This is a genomic window from Parvularcula sp. IMCC14364 (genome assembly GCF_030758415.1).
In the GTDB taxonomy this organism is placed as follows: domain Bacteria; phylum Pseudomonadota; class Alphaproteobacteria; order Caulobacterales; family Parvularculaceae; genus Aquisalinus.
On record NZ_CP132334.1, the window covers coordinates 3,028,835 to 3,046,613 of the forward strand.

The following is a 17,779-nucleotide window of genomic DNA, read 5'->3' on the forward strand; positions in this document are numbered from 1 at the left end:
ACTGTTTGCCCTAACCTGTCAGAAAATAGAGGAGGCCTGTCATGACAATGGAATGGGACACCGCAACACTGGAACAGATATTCAGCCTCATGGGGCTGATCACACTGATTGGCTGGGCAGTTCTTGTCCTGCTCCCCCGTCGCTGGTGGGCCGCCAAAGTTATACCAGCGCTGATCGTACCGTCCCTTGTCGCCATTGCCTATGTTGTTCTCATTGCCACCAGCCTCGGCGGCTCAGGTGGCGGAGATTTCAATTCCCTTGCGGGGGTGCGACAACTTTTCACCAGTGACGCTGCCCTTCTGGCCGGCTGGCTGCATTATCTCGCTTTCGACCTGGTCGTCGGCACCATCATCGCACGTCAGGCCGACGATATTGGCATGAACAGAATCCTGCAGGTACCATTCCTGCTCCTGACACTGATGTTCGGCCCAGCCGGTTACCTCGCCTTCCAACTCGTCAGAGGCGGCACAAAAGCCCTCGGGAAGAGCAGCCAGAAGGTGTAACGACCCGGAGCTGTATTGTGTCGAAGAGATATATGGTGCCAGGAGAGGCATCACAATTGCTTTTTAATGTGTTGTTATTACAAAGAATTCTAGTTTCGATTCTTTTCGATACCAACAAATATACCAACAAATTTGCATCATTGTCGGAGCCTAGCATTATTACTCCCGATACAAATGCGACTGCACGTTAGCAAATGCGGCCTTGATTTTCTTCATATCCCCGAGTTTTTGCCGTGCATCTCCGAGGGTCCCATATCGCGCAGATAGATAATTCTTGATGCTTCCGTATTCCAACTCCTTAACGCCATTGCGCTCGTAGCTACTCAAAACATCTTTCAGGAAATCATGCATCTCTTCTTCGTATCCAGATAATCCGGAACTACGCGCGTAGTCGGCGCGCTGTTGTCTGGTCTTGGGATCAAGTGAAAATCGGATATAGGCCAGTACATCAAACATGTCGCTATCCGGCGCATCAACGAGTAAGCGCATATCCGCCAACCGGTCTCGATCATAGCCGCGTTCCGCAAGCACCTCCAGCAACCGGGCCCGCAACTCAGGGTCACTCCATTTCTGCCGCAACTCATCTTCCCCATTTATCAGGGCACTGAGGTCGCCAAAAAGACGGTCCAGAAACTCGCGCGCTGATAAGGGTTTACCGTCAAACCAGTAACTTGTTGAGGCAATATACCTGATCTGCCGCGCTTTACCGTCTGCCAGCTTTATTTCAACCTTTTCCGCGGGGGGCTCCGGCGTGCCACCGGGAGGATCATCGGGTGGAGGATCTGGCGGCACCCCGGGACCGGGCGATGGTCCTGGTGGTACCGGGTCTTCCGGCTCGCCGTCCCACTCAGGGTCTTGAAAATTCTCATGCGCCTTGACGAAATCCCAGATCGTGAAAAAGTCCTTGCCATCATATGTCCGGGTACCACGCCCAATAATCTGCTTGAACTCGATCATAGACGTGATGGGGCGCATCAAAACGATATGCCGCACATTGCGTGCATCCACTCCTGTAGAAAGTTTGCGTGATGTTGTCAGGATCGTTGGAATCGACTTGTCATTGTCCTGAAAGTCCCGCAGGTGCTGCTCCCCTACCGCCCCGTCATCTGCCGTCACCCGATGACAGTAATTAGGGTTGCTGCTGTCCTTCACCTGATTGATCAAATCACGGACAAGCGCCGCATGTTCCTGAGTGGCGCAAAACACCAGTGTTTTTTGGCGTTGGTCCACCTGGGACATGAACTCAAGCACACGGCTCTTCTCACGCTCTTCCATAATAATCCGGGTATTGAAGTCGCTTTCGCTGAAACCCTGGCCAAGTTCAACCTCGCCCCCCACAACGTCATCCGTCCCGTCATAAACGTATTCATCAATGGTGCTGGCCATCTGGCGCACTTTGAAGGGCGTCAGGAAGCCGTCTTCAATCCCGTCGCGTAATGCATAGGTGTACACAGGCTCGCCGAAATAATCATAAGTATCAGCATTATGCTTGCGTTTCGGTGTCGCAGTAAGGCCAAGCTGTACAGCCGGCTCGAAATATTCCATCAGCCTACGCCACTCGCTCTGGTCATTCGCGCCACCACGGTGGCATTCATCGATCACGATGAAGTCGAAGAAATCAGGCGAATACTGCGTGTACACCGGTTCGTCTTCGCCCGTCATGAAGGTCTGGAAGATCGTGAAGAACAAGCTTGCATTCTTCGGCGGCTTGCCTCGGTTCTTGCGGATCGTCTCGGGGTCGATCCGCGTGACGGCATCGTTCGGGAAGGCGGAAAAAGCGTTGTAGGCCTGATCGGCGAGGATGTTGCGGTCGGCGAGGAACAGGATGCGCGGGCGGCGTGTAGGTTCGCCTGAGAGGTTCCATTTCGCCTGGAACAGCTTCCACGCGATCTGGAAGGCGATGGAGGTCTTGCCCGTTCCTGTGGCGAGAGTCAGCAGGATGCGGCGGTCGCCCTTGGCCAAGGCCTCAAGTGCAGCGTTGACCGCGTTGTGCTGGTAGTAGCGCAGCTCCCACTTGCCGCCATCCGTTTCGAAATCCACAGCGCCGAAGCGTTCGCGCCAGTCGTTGTGATCGGCAAAGGTGCGATCCCATAGCTCATCGGGCGTCGGAAAGGGCAAGTCCATGTCGCCCTCGGCCCCATTGGCCATGTCAATCTGATACCAGTTCAGGCCGTTCGAGGCGTAGGCATACCGCGAGCCAAGACGGGTCGCGTAGTCCTTGGCCTGACCGACGCCGTTGCGGTGGCTGACGCCTGCGCGCTTGGCCTCTAGAACAGCGAGCTTCTGACCTTTGTGGATCAGCACGTAGTCGGCAGACAGGCCCTTGCCGCGCGTGCCGCCTGACTGGATGCGCCCAGGGCAGATGACCTCACGACGCACCTTCGAGCCATTCGCGCCCCAGCCCGCCGCCGCAAGGACGGGATCTATGCGCTCGGCGCGGGTATCGGCTTCGGTTTCGTCGTGAATGCTCATCTTCTCTGCTCGCTCAAGCGCATCCCGAAGTTCAAGCCTCGCGCCATTGGTTCAAGCGAGGCGCAGAACGGGAACCGGTTTTCGGATAAGATGCGCGTTCTCAAATAAGTCATGTTAATTCGCCCGCGAAGGCTTTCTGCAAAAGGGATTGGCGAAGGTCGTCCAAATCTTTGAGAGAGGCTTCGTAGGCTTTTTCTGCTGAATTGCACTTCGCCTCCAACTCCACCCCAAGCTCGGCAATTCGTCGCTGTTCCGCAATAGGCGGTATCAAGTGCGTAAACTTTCGCTGCATCGTAATCGGCACTTGATTCCGCGTCGCTTGCGCCATGACAGCCTCATATTGTCTACGGAAACCAGCGCTACGCATTTCACAGACAAGAAATTCAGGGATCAATTCACTCTCATTGCAGCGATAATAGGTCAAAGAAGTGCTGAGGATCACTTTCTCCTCTTCCGTCTTAAGAAGAGTCACTGGACCAACCGTCGCATTGTGTGCGAATAATACATCTCGGTTTTTGGCAACGCCTTTGCGCAATCCGCTCGCGCGTTCCAGTGTCAGATACTTGCAACGACCGAAGTCGATCTCGTTGTCAGCGATGCAATTCGCCGAAATGTAAGGAACGCCTTCTGAAACGAACTCAGCTTTGCGAGGATAATCGCTGCCGTGGTTCCCATCAAGATGACTGGTGATCATACCTGTGTCCATCATCTCTTGCAGTGAAACAGGTTCCCCGCCAGCTCTTTCTAAGGCGGCCTCGACCGCTGATTCAAACAACTCCCGCGCGTTTTGGAGGTTTGCTTCGGCGTGGGCGCGGGCGCGGGCCAGACCCTCAAAGGCCTCGTCCAGAACCGCAACTATCCGCTGTTGTTCTTCGAGCGGCGGGAGTGGGATTGGGAACTGAAGAATTTCCTTCACATTAGCACGCGGCATTCGCGCGCCTGTGCTTGTAGCGTTGATCTTCTCGACAACCTGATCACTTGTTATCCAATGAAAGAGGTAGCCACGATCAAGGCACTCATCGGGAAGCATCGGAAAAATTTCCGATGAGCAGTGTCCTTCAAAATCTGGGCGATACACCTTGTTAGGTAAGGCCGCAGGCGTCCGTAAAGCAGGTGTCTTGGCCCAAATTCGAAGGTTGTGCTTTTGTCACCTTGCGGCACCAAGGAACCTGTGAACTCTCCAGTGCCGTCGGACGATATGTCTTCCAGTCCCACGTAGGGGAGAGGTCTGCTGCCACCTTTAGTTTTGGTGACTGTAACGACTTCACCAAGCTGCTTTTCGGCCCAACCAGAATTCGGGAAATCCTTCACAGCATCCCCCGAATGTCTTCGAGGATTTGCGCCGTCTCGGCATCCCGCGCCAGCATGTCGGCGATGATGTCTTCAGGGCTGCGCAGCGCCTCGGCCTCGGGCGCGTTGGGGTTCTTGACCGACAGATCGTAGGTGTCTTCGTCCAGATCGGCGCGGTTGACGATCCAGCTTTTCGGCCCGTTCGGGCGGGTGCGTTGCAGTTCAATGAACTCCGCCAGATCGTCGTCGTTCAGCGGGTTGGTTTTGCCAAGGCTGCGGCCCGGATCAAGCTGATAATACCAGATGTCTCGCGTCGGTGCGCCTTTCTCGAAGAACAGCACCACGGTCTTCACGCCCGCGCCCTGGAAGGTGCCTTGCGGGCAATCGAGGATGGTGTGCAGCTCCGCCGCCTCCAGCAATTCCTTGCGCAGCGCGACAGAGGCGTTGTCGGTGTTGCTGAGGAAGGTGTTCTTGATCACCACGGCGGCGCGCCCGCCAGCGCGCAGCTTGCGGATGAAATGTTGCAGGAACAGGTAGGCCGTCTCGCCCGTGCGGATTGGGAAATTTTGCTGCACCTCCTTGCGCTCGCCACCGCCAAAGGGGGGATTGGCGAGGATGATGTCGTGGCGGTCCTTCTCCTGAATATCCATCACGTTTTCATTGAGGGTGTTGGCGTGGATCAGATTCGGGGCCTCAATCCCGTGCAGGACCATGTTCATGATCCCGATGACATAGGCGAGGCCCTTCTTTTCCTGTCCATAAAAGGTGCGAGTTTGCAGGGTCTCGTATTCGGAAGCGGAGAGCGTGTCGGTGCGCAGGTAGTCGTAGGCCTCGCAAAGGAAGCCCGCGGAACCGACCGCACCATCATAGATCGTCTCGCCGATCTTGGGCGCTGTCACCTTGATCATCGCGCGGATCAGTGGGCGCGGTGTGTAGTATTCGCCGCCGTTTCGGCCTGCGTTGCCCATGCGCTTGATGCGGGTTTCGTAGAGCTGGGATAGCTCGTGCCGTTCGACCTGGGTGTTGAAAGACAAACCATCGACGGCTTCCAGCACGTCACGCAGGATGTAGCCCGAGCGGAATTTATTGCGCAGTTCGGTGAAGACCTCGCCGATCTTATACTGGATGGTGTCAGGGCTGGTGGCAGACTGGCGGAAGGATGCTAGATAGGGGAACAGCTCCTGATCAACGAACTTGATCAGGTCGTCACCGATGTGGGCGGTGTTATGGTCGAATGCGCCATCAACCTTGGGTGCAGCCCACCTATCCCATCGGTATGCACCATCAATGATTGGTGTGTAGTCCTCGCCGTCGAGTTCTGCGCGATCTTGTCGCTCTGTTTCCAGGTCGTGCAGGTATTTCAGAAACAGCACCCACGAGGTCTGTTCCACATAGTCCAGTTCATTGGCGATGCCTTCTTCGGCCCTGAGGTCACGTTCGATCTTGTTAAATGCGTTTTCGTACATTCTCGTCTCCTCGCATGGTCAATCGCATAGATGGGCATAAGCCGTTTTGCAAAAGTGCAAAATTTGGCTGTTATGCGGGTGCCAGATCGCAATTTGAAAACAGAGGCCATTAGCGCGGATTAAGTTTCCGGGGCGGTACGCACCAGATAGGCTTTTGAGATCAAGCCACCCCCCCACCGTTAGCAGGCTGGACATAGTCACTAATTCAGACGTTTCAAGCACAGTATTTGCGAAGGACATCCTGCATGTCTTCGATAATCTTCTCAGAAGCGTTGGGCTTGCAGCCCGATTCAGCTTTTCCTTTAAGCGTTTGCATAATCTCCTGCATCTCACAGTCATGCAAATTTCCATAGCTTGTCAGGCTCGTCAGCACACCCTCGTGGCCCAAATTCTGACTCCATGCCTTTAACTCCCTCGCCCCCAGATTCAATTGATAAGCATGCTTTATCAGGGTTTTTCGAAAGCTGTGCGGATTAAAATAGGGCAAGGCTGCAGCCTCAAAACGCTCGCGGAAGATGCGCCGGATCGCGCTGGCATCGCTCCAGAATTCGGGCTTCACACCCGCCACCGCGAACAGGCCGCCATCGCTTGCCACTGCCGTTTTGGGAAACAGCGGGTCGGTCTCGGCATAGAGAAGATCAGTCTTCAGATAGGCTACCCAATCCGTAACGATGGCGACAAGGTCTTCGCCGACAGGAAAGAAGACGGTGCGCATGGTCTTGGACGCCTTGGTCTTCACAAGGCGCGCATCCTGAAACACCTCCCGTTGCTCGATGCTGACATTGCCAAGCGGCAGGGACGCCATGGCCGCGTCCCGCATGCCGGTGAGGATGGCAAAGGCAAGGAGCGCCCTGTCCCTCCGCTCCACCGCCGTTTCAGCAGGGGCGGTGGCAAGGGCATGGCGTATCTGGTCAAGGGTCGGGACGAGCCTGCCCCGATTCGCGGTGGCCACCCGTTCCTGCTTGCGGCTCATGTTGAAATATTCGGTGTCGGCATAGCTGACCTTCTGGCGATAGCCCGGCTGGATGGCGAGCCAGCGGAAGAATTCCTTCACCGCATTCAGGCGTGAGCGGATGGTCGCCTGCGACAGGGGCTTGCCGGTGCGCTCGTTACTTGCCGACTCCAGATCACGCTTGAATTTGCGCGCCTGTTCAAAATGAAAGGGCGCAAACTCGCGGTGGCCGATGGACTTTTCATAGAGAGACAGCGCCGCTGCAACTTGCGTCGTTGTCTTCTCGTCCTGGCCTTTTGCGCCTTCCAGCCAAGTCAGGTAATCGCGCTTCAGGCGTGTGTTTTTAGCGGGCGATTTCGGCATGTCTTGCCATCCTCTCTGTAGTGAACATTCAGGCAGGGGTGATAACTATCTATTAGGTGTTCGAGACAATGCGGCGCTGTGATGGTCATGGAAGCGGCAAGCGGGGGCAAATCGGTATGGGAGAACCGGCGAAACATGAGCGTCGAACATTCCTCGCAAAGCGCTAGATTAACCCTCGTGCTTTTTCAATTCCTGGCCCCTGCCGTTACCGACAGGGGCTTTGTTCTTTAGAACGCGATGTCGTCAGTCAGATCTGCAATTGTTGTATTGCGAATTGTCAGTGTGTCAGTACTGGAAGCGAAAATGACATCGCCGTTTATTTCACTCATCAGGGCCGTTACATCATCAACAGACGCAAACCCGAATGAAGTCAGGTCAATTGTATCGACGTCGTTCTGGAAGTCCGTTACTTCATCCTGCTCATCTCCCGTGGCAAAGAAGAAAGTGTCAGCCCCACGGTTACCGGTGAGAACATCCACACCAGCACCGCCAGAGAGGAAGTCGTTACCCGCTCCACCTGAGAGTATGTCATCGCCCGCTTCCCCGAAGAGGGCATCACTGCCGCCAGCGCCAAGAAGCGTATCATTTCCTGTCCCGCCGAACAGGTCATCAGACAGACCGTTACCAAATATCAGGTCATTACCTGCACCACCGTCAATCAGGTCCGATCCACGACGTCCCTCCAAGCGGTCATCACCATCGCCACCAAAGATCTGGTCGCGGGCTGCGCCCCCAATGATAAAGTCTGCTCCTTCATCGCCGCTCAGACGGTCATTGCCACCGCCGCCATTGATGAAATCGTCGCCTGTACCACCAAGGGCAATATCATCCAGACCATCACCCCAAATTTTGTCATTACCGGCTCCACCATCCAGATAGTCTGAGCCGCGACGGCCTCTGAGGATATCATTACCTTCCCCGCCGTAAATGGCGTCGCCAGAAGCGCCACCGTTCAGATCGTCATTGCCGAGGCCACCACTGATGAAGTCACGGCCAGCATCGCCCATGATTGTGTCATTTCCGTCTTCACCGAAGATTTCATCATTGCCGCCCTTGCCTTCGATCACGTCGTCACCGGCATCACCAAACATCTGCTCTGCAGCAAATGAACCGACGATCACATCGTTATCCGGTGTTCCCTGGTAAATATTACCTTCCGTCGGCGTATCAATGACGTTCGTCAGGCGAAGACCAACAACAACCGGATCATGATCCGCATGACGAACTGACGAAGTTGCATCAAACAATGCCGGATCATTGAAGTCAGTGTTGTAATCAAGAGCATCTGGCTCATCAGCATTGATATGGTAGTGGGCTGCGCCAGTGACCTGGTTCAGGAGCAATTCGTTTGCGAAACCATAATCGAACTGACCCAGCTGACCATCAAATGTGAAGCTGTAATTGTCTGCACCATTACCTGCTGTCAGGTTGGTAAAGCCATTTGCTTCCAGCTCACGAATTGGATCTTCCATTGCATATGAGTTGAAATCACCAAGAAGGAGAACATCACCATCATCCGTACCGGTTGGGTTGGTTTCGAGCCATACCGCCAATGCCTGAGAAGCACGTAAACGCGTACCAACAAAGGTATTCTGCCCATCTCCACTGTCTGCGTTGTCCCCAACAGCATTTGAGCTTGGACCTTTTGCCTTGTAATGGTTGATCACTGCTGTGAACTGTTCGCCGGTTGCTAACTCTTCAAACGTCACAGCAATTGGAGGACGGTTTGAGCTTCGGCCTTCAAAGATCGCTGGGGAGCCAGCAAAACCAGGTAGTGTCTGCACCACGCTGTCATTCAGTATCGCAACCGTCGTTCCATCAGCAATTTTTACTTTCGTCGTATCATAGATGAATGCGCTTGAAATAGGACCATCACTGACGGAATTCACACCCGGGTCAACAAAAGCATATTGTCCTGGCGTTCCGCCAGCTGCGTTAAGCGCCGCAACCAGAGTAGGCATTGGGTCTAGTGCATTGTCGCCGCTCGCATTCGGCAATCCATCAAAGTCATTTTCAACTTCAATCAGGCCGGTGACATCGGCATCAACATCCAGAATAGAGTTGACAAGCTTTTCGAGCTGGCGATCAAACTCAGACTGATTGTCAGCACCGAAAGGAGTGAACCCCGGCAACGTTTGATTGCCGTTTTCATCGAGCGTTGTGAAGAAATTCAGAACGTTCATGGAAGCAACCTGCAGTGTGCCGCCAACCTCTGGAGCATCCAGCGGGCGCGGATTAGTATTGTCAAAGGTTACGTCATCATAGGCATTGCCGTTATCATCCAAGTCTACCGGACGCAGCCGATATTGATCAAAGTCATAATCCAGCACGCCGAACAGATCAGAGCTTGTATCACCCAAGCGGAACTCGTCTGCCTCAGAGAATGACCCATCTGGTCTCTGGATCGGATTGTTACTGCCGTCAAAACCATCATCAATGATGAACGTGTTTTGCGCGACTGCTTCCAGATAAGAAGCGTAACCCGCAACATCTGGGAGATTGTCCTGTGTGAACTGGCTGATGCGGCCGGCAGCAGAGCCCAGAACTTCACCGAAACGGTCCAGATTAAAGTTCGACACGACCGTGATGTCCTGAGAGAAATCAATCAACATACCCTCAAATGCTTCGAGGTCGGAGATCAGATTGCCACTGTCATCTGTACGTGTGCCAATCGTTGTGAAGTCAACCGTTGTCACCAGCTGACGGATGTCGAAACCTGAACTGTCAATTGTGAACGAGCCCACGGTGGCATCTATCTGCGTCAAACCAAACGATTCTTCGACCAGGCCGGTCACCGTGATGGTGTCTCCATGGCTGACATCTGTTGGTATGGACGCATCACCAGTGAAGATGAAGATACCGTCAGAAGATGCGGCATCACCGTCCCCGAGATCCTGAATGTAGAACCCATTGAGATCACCATCAGCGCCATTGCCTTCCTGATAGTCGCCAATAACGATTCCAGAAATAGTTACGGTCTGCCCTTCAAACGGAGATGCATCTGTGAGTGAGCCAAAACCAGGCAGATAAGTTGCGGCAGACCCCTGAATATCGCCAATCTGCAAGATGCCATCATCTGTGGTGAAGTTGAAGGAAACTGTGTCAAGGATACCAGCAAATGCATTGCCGGTATTATCTGTGATGGCGCCATTATCAACTTGCATATAAAAGTCTTTTGCCGCTGCCAGGTCGGTTGTTGGATCGATGGTGACGCTGAAATTCAACGGATCGAATGACACATTCGAACCATTTACATCAAAAGTTTCAAAGACACTGTCGTCGCTAGCATCAAAAATAGTGATGTTTCCGGAACCCGCGACAACACGCTCATCGAACGTCAGCACCAGGTCAGAACCGGTGAACACATTTGCCGCACCATCAGCAGGCGTTGTTGAAACAAGTGATGGCGCTATCACATCCGGGATCAGGTTCGGGTTTAATGCCCCAAAACTGTCTGTTCCCTGCGTCGGATCGGCATCAAACGCCTGTGGTGTTACATCAAGACCGAATTCATCATATACCTGACCATTATCCGGATCATTAATCGCGTATAGATCACCAAAACTGCCCTCGCGGAAGATCAGGCGTGGCTCATCACCTGTGAAAGCGAAGTCTGTACCACCCAGCTGTGCCCCGTAAAGGAAAGCCTCATCTCCTGCAGTGTCTGGCGTGCCGATCGCATCGAACACGGTACCGAATGATGAAAGATCGTCTGCGACCCCATCATCATCTGTATCAATGTCCGTCACACCGATTGTACCTGTAAAGTCATCAAGCAATACAATCGTGAATGATGGGTTTTCAAGATCCGGGATAGATACTGTTAGCAGACCATTCGCATCGAATGTACCTGATACCTGAGCAGCTCTGTCCACAAGTCCGGTTGAACTGGATGAGTCACTTTCAATGCTGATGATCCAGCCGGAGAATGCCTCACCAGCCTGACCGCTGAGCTCAACTGTCGCCGGATCAGGGTCTGTGCCTGTTGGGTTTGGCTGGAATTCACTGATCAGCGGAGAAACCGCGGTGGTTGGGTTGATGGCACCGAATGTGTCGGTCGCTGCTGTTGGATCCACATCAAATATGTCTGCCGTCACATCTGTGCCAGTAACATCGAATACGGCCCCGTTTGAATCTCCCGCAATATTTACAGCATATAGATCACCTACAGAGGCATCGCGGAAGATCAGTTGTGGTTCAGCGCCGGTGAAAGCGAAGTCCGCGCCGCCGAGGTCTGAACCATAAAGGAATGCCTCATCAGATTGATTGTCTGGAACACCGATCGCATCGAAAACGGTTCCGATCGTGGAGACATCGTCTGCGACACCGTCATCATCCGTATCGATATCCGTTGAGCCAGCTGTTCCTGTGAAGCTGTCTGTAAGGACCACAGTGAAGGATGGGTTCTCAAGGTCTGGCACAGAAACCGTGAGCAAGCCATTTACGTCGTAAGTTCCTGAAACTTGAGTTGCCCGGTCTACCGTACCCTGACTGCCGGGATCACTCTCAATACTCAGGATCCAGCCGGAGAAAGTCTCGCCAGCAATACCGCTCAGCTCAAAGGATTGGTTTGCCGGGTCTGATCCTGCCGGGTTTGGCTGGAATTCACTAATCAGGCCAGCAACAACAGGCGCAGCATCCGCAGTGGTGAAATTAAACGTGGTCTCATCGGCGATACCAACGAATGCATTACCCACAGCATCTTCAATTGCTGTGGCGTCAACCTGAACATAAAAGCTGGTAGAATTTGCAAGATCTGATGTTGGGTTGATGGTGACATCAGTTCCGTTGAAACTGACGTTCATCCCAGTCACATCAATTGTCTCAATCACGCTGTCATCAGCTGAGGCGAAGATTGTAATGTTTCCAGTTCCTGCCTGGACTGTCTCATCGAAAGACAGAACGAGATCTGCAGCCGGGTCAACATCCACCGCATCATCTGCCGGTGTGGATGCCTGGAGCGTTGGCGCCGTTACGTCTCCACCACCGTTTTGCTCACCCGTGATGACAAAATTGTCTGCGGCAAAGTCTTCATCACCGGCGTTTACGGACGCAGAGAAGCGCAGATCGAGCAATGCCCCTGTACCAGCAATACCTGCTGTAAATGTCTGGAACGCATCCGTTAGCGTCGTGCCATCACCCTCGCCGTCGAAATCGGTATCTTGACGGAAGTTTCCATTACTAGAGCCCGATGTGAAGTCCGCACCTTCAAAAGCCAGCAGGTTCTGGAAGCCACCGCCATCAATCTGATACTCAACAAGCAGGAAATCTGTACTATCGATGTCTACAGGAGAATCAAAAAACTCTGCAAAGTCTCCAGAAAAACTCAAATTAGTGAGATTTGAAATATCGAGTGATGAAAACAAAATCGAGACGGGCAATGTTGCCCCCTCACCATCAAGGTCCTGGCCTTCAAGATAGCTGCCATCTGCGCCCGTATAGGCTTTCGCCCCAGAAGGCGCAGCACCTGCACCGTAATTACCACCACCGAGGCCATCATTGAGGCCAAAATAATCCCCGCCCCCATCAGAAAAGAACGAGAGAGTGCCTGCAGCATCAGCAATTGTGAAATTGCTTGTATCATCAAAGGTTTCATTAAGAACTGAAACGATGACAGGGCCTGCAGCATCACCTGTCACCCGCACATTATCAAAAGCGATGTCTTCATCACCTGCGTCCAAGTTTTCCATAGTAATACGCAGATCCAGCGTTGAGCCAGTGCCAGAAATCGCCGCGGTGAACTCGGTGAATGTATCTGTCAGGGCTGTGCCGTCTGCAATACCGTCAAAGTCTGTATCCAATCCGGGTTCCGTGTTCGTTGCGCCCTGTGAAGCGAATTGCAGGATCTTGGTGAAGGCGCCGCCATCAATAGAGGCTTCAACATAAACTAGTGTGTCAGCATCCCAGTCCTCATTGCCATCGTTCGCCGTATCTTCCGCAAACAGTCCTGCGAACGAGAGGTTTTCAAAACCGGAAATATCAAACTGATTAAACTCGATACGCAGCATATCAGAGTTTGGTGTTTCACCATCTGTATCCTGGGCGGCAAAGAATGATGTGCCAGACGGGCCAGTGTAGACGCCTGAAATATTACTGCCGTCTGTTTGGGTAAAGTAATCACCACCATTATCCGTGAATTGCGTAAGCGAAAGACCCGTGTTCAGATCCCTCAGCGTATATCTGCTGCCGTTACCATCGTCTTCAAATTCTTCAGTAAATAGTATTGCCATGACCCAAGAAGCTCCTCTTGTCATTACTTAAATTACAAAAACAGAAAGAAGTTCTCAGACCCCACGCCCAAGACTCTCCCACGAAATAGTGACTCTTGGTCGGGAAATTATTCGGTAATCATGTCAGTTATGCAACGTACAGATAATATTTTTAGGACAGTTCCGTAACAGTTCGTTATCTGCACAATTTTAGGTGTTCGAGACGATGCGGCGCTGTGATGGTCATGGAAGCGGCAAGCAGGGGCAAATCGGTATGGGAGAACCGGCGAAACATGAGCGTCGCACATTCCTCGCAAAGCGCTTGGACATTGCAGGTCACCCGATTGGCAGTTACGATTTCTGCCTCACCGAAAGCGGCCTTACGCGGGGTCCGGCACTTCATGCAGAACCATTCGTCAACGCCGCATTTCTGCTTCTTGGGCTGGCGCGTGGCGAAATAGGCTTTCAGCGTTGTCCCCTCAATGAGAATCGGGCGGCTTCCATCGACCGGCTGTAAATCCCCCGCCCTGATCCACCGCAAGACGGTTTGGCGATGCACTTGCAGCTTATCGGCAATCTCGCTGACGGTGTAGGCGCGGTGGATACTGAAGGCGTGCCCTTTGAGCTTACGCGCCATCGACAGGCACGCCCGTTTTAATCAACGCGTGAATATCTTCAGCCCGCCAAACCGTTACCCGCGCGCCCAACTTCAGCGGTTTGGGAAAGCGCCCGTCTTTGATGCCTGCCCACCATGTCGACTTGGAGACAGGTATCGGCCCGACAGGCGCGAGGATTTGCTTAAGGCGGACAAAGCCAGTTGCCGGGATGAGATGCAAGTCTTGCATAATGCGACTCCGTTTGATTGCGTCGCATTCAAACTTCATCATCCGTGGCGAGATTAATAGGAGGGCAAGTTTGAATTTACCTGCTCATATTTTAAGGTCAACTTGGGTCAGGTTATATGGAAACCTGACCCAAGCCCTGGGCGGATGGGAAATTCGGTCAATATTTTGAATAACTTAGAATGGTATCTCCTCGTCCAAATCGAAGGTGCTAGAAGTTTTGGCGGGTGATGAAGCAGGGGCTTTTACCGAGAGTATTCCGTCAGGCTTTGGCAAAATTTTCATCTCATTTTCGGCGGAAGCGGTTTTCGGTGCGCCGCCTTCTGTCTGCCAATTTACAATTTTCGCTAATTGCTTGATTACGGATTCCTGGGGGCTCCCGTCGTCTTCGTTAAGCAGGCCATATTGGGATGCGTTTTCACGTAACCATTTTTCCACAGCCTGCTTAACCGTCTTTGACCTCAGACGGTCAGGGTTATCCATTGCCTGCCAAGCTGCCACCACCGCCGCTAGCTTCCTCGAGTAGCGCGGGTGTTCAGTGTCCATAAATTCGCTGACAGCACTCTCCGGGAAGAAAAAGAAATGTTGCGTCATTCCTTTGCCTTTCAACCACTGTTTAAGACTTGCCACTTCTACGGTGGAGTCTGTGTCGGACGGATAAGGATCATAATCGCCCCGTTCGTCTACGAAGTATTTGATTTCTCCCCGTATTCGCTCGGCTTTGAGGCTCGTGAAAATGGCATGCTTTGCCGCCTCGTAACCTCTCGGTCTGTCTGCCAGATTACCGCTCTCTACAAATGGATGATCATCAGGGTTTACACCAATTACCAATAGCGCCGCCTGAACAATGGTGAGTTCGTCGCTCAACTTCCAAAAATCGATATCCTGCATTGCGGCAACCTTTCGTTGCCTATAATAAGTCCCGATTCGTCCGGTGGCGCCTTATTGCGTCAAGCAACTATCCAGCTATCTCCACGATTTCTTTTCCCCACCAGTCCGCCATTCGCACCCGTTCTCCCCAGTATTTCGAGCGGTGGTATGCACGGCGCACTTCGTCCTTGCCCATATGGGCAAGTTCGGCCTCGATAGCGTCGGGCGACCACTTACCGCTTTCATTCAACAGGCTGGAGGCGCTGGCGCGGAAGCCGTGCGAGGTGCATTCTTCCTTGGTGAATCCCATACGCCGCAAGGCGGTGTTCAACGTGTTCTCACTGATCGGCTTGCCCTGCACCCATGCCGATGGGAAGACAAGATCGCTTTCCAGATTCAGGGCACGTAATTCCTTAAGGATTTCGATGGCGTGCGGTGCCAGTGGCTTCACATGCTCCCGGCGCATCTTCATGCGCTCTTTCGGGATGGTCCAGACACCGGCTTGCAAATCGAATTCATCCCAACGCGCCTGCCTCAACTCACCAGGTCGGGGGTACAAAAGCACCATTAATTTCAACGCGCTTCTGGTTTCCGGCGTTCCACCTTCGTACTGCCAGATCGCACGAACTAATTCGCGATAGCTTTCCCAATCGGTCAATGCTGCTAGGTGTGTCACTTGTGTTTTTACTAAGGCGCCGCGCAGTGCGTAGGTCGGGTCATCGATTGCCCGAGCTGTGGCGATGGCATAACGAAACACCTGACCAATAACCGAGCGCATGCGCTTGGCGCTTTCGTAGTTTCCCTTAGCCTCTACCTTTCGCAGTACACCCAGAACGTCCGCAGCACTGATTTCAGCAACTGGTCGCGTGCCCAATTCCTGTTCGGCCAGTCCCAGCAACCACCGCTTTTTGGTCAGCGTTCGCTCTGCCAGACCGTCCTTCTCATGTTTCTTTAAGAGTTCAGTTGCAATCCGGCCAAACGTGTTTTCATTGACAGACCTTGCCCTTGCTTTCTCTTCTTTCGACCTCACCATCGGATCAACACCGTCCGCCAGCAATGTCCGTGCTGCAAGTCGGCGCTCCCGTGCTTTGGCAAGCGTCACTTCAGGGTAAGAGCCGAGCGCCATCAACTTTTGCTTGCCGTCGAACCGGTAAGCGAGCCGCCATAACTTTGATCCAGTAGGTCTTACCTCAAGAAACAAACCACCACCGTCAGCATGCCGGTGAGCTTTGTCTGTGGATTTAAATTTCCGAATTTGCGTATCATTTAAAGGCATTAGCGCCGCCTGTTGGTACCGGGGATCGGCGAATATCACCTCACCTCCAATGTACCAACAAATCAACCAATAAATTCGCTGGATACCAACACATTTGGGCGGACTTAACCGGACAAACGGCAAAGCTAAACCAACCTATATTATTGATTTTATTTTACATTTTAGGTCCTGCCGGACTGTATCGGAGGAACAAATGGTGCCCAGGAGAAGACTCGAACTTCCACGCCCATAAGGGCACTAGCACCTGAAGCTAGCGCGTCTACCAATTCCGCCACCTGGGCAGGCTTCGGAAAGAGAGCGTATCTAGGCGGGCATCGCGACGTTGTCAAACCAGAAAGCGCTGCCGCACAAAAGAAAACCCTCCACCGGGGAAAACGGTGAAGGGTCAGTCACGTGACTGGATGGCCGTGCAAGAAGCCTTGGAGTCAGTATTGTAAATCTCCCGGTAACCTTGCAAGCGCCATGCCTGTTTTGCCAGCCAGTGGATGCTGGCGGATTGAAAACGGGAGGCAATTCCGCTACGCCGAGGCCACCTTTCAAGGAGACAGAGTGTGACAGGTAAACTGGCGGTTGTTTTTGGCGGATCCGGCTTTGTCGGCCGCAATGTCGTGCGTGAACTGGCAAGCCGCGGCTGGCGAGTGCGGGCTGCTGTCCGGCGTCCACATCTGGCGCAGTTTCTGCGGCCCATGGGGGCTGTCGGACAAGTTCAGCTGTTTCAGGCCAATGTGCGCCACGCCGGTTCCGTTGCCGAGGCCCTGCAGGGCGCGGATGCGGTAATCAACCTGGTTGGCATTCTGGCAGAAGAAGGGGATCAGAGCTTTTCGGCTGTTCAGGCAGATGGTGCACGTGCCATTGCCTCTCTCGCGGCGAGTGAAGGCGTTGCGCAGGCCGTGCATGTATCTGCCATTGGCGCCCTTGCGGACAGTGAGAGTGTCTATGCTCGTACCAAGGCGGAGGGGGAAGCCGCCACGCGGGCGCATATGCCACAGGCAACCATCCTGCGCCCTTCCATTGTATTCGGGCCGCGCGATGATTTCTTCAACCGTTTTGCAGATATGGCAAGGCTGTCTCCCGCCCTGCCCCTGATTGGTGGCGGCAAGACCCGCTTCCAGCCTGTCTATGTGGATGATGTGGCAGACAGCGTTTGTGCGGCGTTTGAAAACCCATCTGCGAGCGGCAAAACCTATGAACTGGGTGGGCCTGGTGTCTATAGCTTCAGGGAACTGATGGAATACATGCTGAAGGTGATTGGCCGGCGGCGCCTTTTGGTGCCTCTGCCGTTTCCGGTTGCCGCCGCCATGGGCACCATTGGCCAGAACCTCGGCAAACTGCCTTTCGTTTCAGCGCCGCTGACAGCAGATCAGGTCGAACTTCTGAAGTCAGACAATATTGTCGGCATTTCCGGTGAAGACACTATTGGCACAATTGAGGATCTCGGTATTACACCTCAAACACTCGAGTCCATTCTGCCGGGCTATCTGGTGCGCTTCCGCAAATACGGACAGTTTTCGCCAGAAACTGTCTGACGGTAATCCC

11 protein-coding genes and 1 tRNA gene are annotated in these 17,779 nt (G+C 53.4%); 2 read left to right on the forward strand and 10 right to left on the reverse strand.

All coding sequences use genetic code 11. The features are described from left to right. Window positions 1-41 precede the first annotated feature (41 nt). Window positions 42-503 (forward strand): ABA4-like family protein, encoded by a 462-nt coding sequence (locus tag RAL90_RS14200; protein WP_306251768.1) that lies wholly within the window; start codon window positions 42-44, stop codon window positions 501-503. Window positions 504-662: 159 nt separating this feature from the next. Here the strand turns inward: RAL90_RS14200 and hsdR are convergent, their stop codons facing one another. The 10 genes from hsdR to RAL90_RS14250 all read right to left on the reverse strand — a co-directional run bounded on the left by hsdR (window position 663) and on the right by RAL90_RS14250 (window position 16,524). Beyond that, the gene (gene hsdR, locus RAL90_RS14205) at window positions 663-2,975 is read right to left on the reverse strand and encodes an EcoAI/FtnUII family type I restriction enzme subunit R (protein WP_306251770.1); all 2,313 of its coding nucleotides are present in this window, start codon (window positions 2,973-2,975) and stop codon (window positions 663-665) included. Window positions 2,976-3,084: 109 nt separating this feature from the next. After that, complete coding sequence (locus tag RAL90_RS14210; RefSeq protein ID WP_306251772.1) at window positions 3,085-4,053, reverse strand: restriction endonuclease subunit S; 969 nt, start codon at window positions 4,051-4,053, stop codon at window positions 3,085-3,087. 229 nt (window positions 4,054-4,282) lie between these two features. Continuing rightward, window positions 4,283-5,731 carry an N-6 DNA methylase gene (locus tag RAL90_RS14215; protein WP_306251774.1) on the reverse strand — a complete coding sequence of 483 codons (1,449 nt, stop codon included), beginning with the start codon at window positions 5,729-5,731 and terminating at the stop codon, window positions 4,283-4,285. A gap of 214 nt (window positions 5,732-5,945) precedes the next feature. Next, window positions 5,946-7,046, reverse strand: coding sequence for a tyrosine-type recombinase/integrase (locus RAL90_RS14220; RefSeq protein ID WP_306251776.1), 1,101 nt, complete (start codon window positions 7,044-7,046; stop codon window positions 5,946-5,948). Between the two features lie 227 nt (window positions 7,047-7,273). Further along, a complete protein-coding gene (locus RAL90_RS14225; RefSeq protein WP_306251778.1) occupies window positions 7,274-13,276 on the reverse strand; it encodes an ExeM/NucH family extracellular endonuclease in 6,003 nt (2,000 codons plus the stop codon). Window positions 13,277-13,451: 175 nt separating this feature from the next. Next, the gene (locus RAL90_RS14230) at window positions 13,452-13,892 is read right to left on the reverse strand and encodes a helix-turn-helix domain-containing protein (protein WP_306251780.1); all 441 of its coding nucleotides are present in this window, start codon (window positions 13,890-13,892) and stop codon (window positions 13,452-13,454) included. After that, window positions 13,882-14,100, reverse strand: a complete 219-nt coding sequence (locus tag RAL90_RS14235; protein ID WP_306251782.1) for an AlpA family transcriptional regulator — start codon at window positions 14,098-14,100, stop codon at window positions 13,882-13,884. Before RAL90_RS14235 ends, RAL90_RS14230 begins: the two co-directional genes overlap by 11 nt. 174 nt (window positions 14,101-14,274) lie before the next feature. Continuing rightward, a complete protein-coding gene (locus RAL90_RS14240; protein ID WP_306251784.1) occupies window positions 14,275-14,988 on the reverse strand; it encodes a hypothetical protein in 714 nt (237 codons plus the stop codon). A gap of 67 nt (window positions 14,989-15,055) precedes the next feature. Continuing rightward, window positions 15,056-16,243 (reverse strand): integrase arm-type DNA-binding domain-containing protein, encoded by a 1,188-nt coding sequence (locus tag RAL90_RS14245; protein WP_306251786.1) that lies wholly within the window; start codon window positions 16,241-16,243, stop codon window positions 15,056-15,058. A gap of 194 nt (window positions 16,244-16,437) precedes the next feature. Continuing rightward, window positions 16,438-16,524: transfer RNA gene (locus tag RAL90_RS14250), tRNA-Leu, on the reverse strand. Window positions 16,525-16,794: 270 nt separating this feature from the next. Between RAL90_RS14250 and RAL90_RS14255 the strand changes: the two genes are divergently transcribed. Beyond that, window positions 16,795-17,769, forward strand: a complete 975-nt coding sequence (locus RAL90_RS14255) for a complex I NDUFA9 subunit family protein (RefSeq protein WP_306251788.1) — start codon at window positions 16,795-16,797, stop codon at window positions 17,767-17,769. The last annotated feature ends 10 nt before the right edge of the window (window positions 17,770-17,779 follow it).